At 75.0% G+C, this 1,100-nt stretch carries 1 protein-coding gene; it reads right to left on the bottom strand.

The features are described from left to right. Positions 1–1,100: 3'-5' exonuclease (locus ACFFNX_RS50810; protein ID WP_378213684.1), on the bottom strand; the 1,100-nt coding region annotated here is incomplete at both ends.

Here is a 1,100-nt window from a genome sequence, read left to right on the forward strand (position 1 = left end):
GCCGGTCGCCCTCGCCGAGGGGCGCGTAGGCGGTGGGCCGGGAGCGGCCCCGCATGGCGTCCTCGACCATGCGGGCGCCCTCGGCGATCGCGGCGTGGCGCTCGTCCTCCGGCGGCCCCTGCGGGTCTTGCCGCCAGGGGTTCGCCGGGGCGACCGGCCAGGTGGCGGTCTCCTCCCGGGCGAGGAGGGGGTTCTCCTCGCCGATCGGCTCCTCGGCCCAGTAGCCGACCTGGCCCGCGCCGCCCTCGCATGCCTCGCGGATCTCCTCCAGGAACGGCGAGGGCTGGAGCGACCGGCTCCCCGTGCCCCAGCGGTAGCCCGTCGCGATGAGCAGATGCCTGGCGCGGGTGACCGCGACGTAGGCCAGACGGCGCTCCTCACGTACGTCGCGTTCGGCGGTGGCGATGTTGAAGGTCTCGATGTCGCCCTTGTTCAGGCCGGGCAGGTCCGGCAGGTCGATCCGGTCGCCGCGCAGGGCGTACGGGAGCGCGCGGGCGTTCGTGGTCCAGCGTGAGGAGCTCTGCGGCGTCGAGGGGAAGATCGAGCCCTTGCCGGGGGCGCCGTCCTTGGTCGGGTTCACGGCCAGGCCGGGGATGGCCACGACCTCCCATTCGAGGCCCTTGGCGGCGTGCACGGTCAGGAGCTTCACGCTGTTGGTCTCGCCGACCCGCCCGGCCTCCAGCCCGAACTCCTCCGACTCCGCGGCGCTGAGGTAGGCGAGGAACGCCCCCAGAGTGGGGTCCTCGGCGTCGCCCGCGAAGGACGCCGCGGCGTCGACGAACGCGTCGAGGTCGGCGCGGGCGGTCACCGGGTCCAGCCCGGTACGCGCGGCGACCTCGATGTCGAGCCCGAGGGTGCGCTCGACCTCGGTGACCAGGTCGGGCAGTGCCAGGCCGACGTGGCGGCGCAGCGCCCGCAGCTCGTCGCGCAGCCGCCCCAGGCGCGCGAAGCCCTCCTCGCTGTACGCCCCGGCGGGGCCGAGGTCGTCGAGGGCGTCGACGAGGCTGCCGTTCTCGTCGTTCAGTTCCTCGACCACCTGCCGCAGCGGGTCGGCGGTCTCGCGTTCGGGCAGGACGCCGGCCTCGGGGTCGACGTCGCGG

The organism is Actinoallomurus acaciae (assembly GCF_042429965.1).
GTDB lineage: Bacteria > Actinomycetota > Actinomycetes > Streptosporangiales > Streptosporangiaceae > Actinoallomurus > Actinoallomurus acaciae.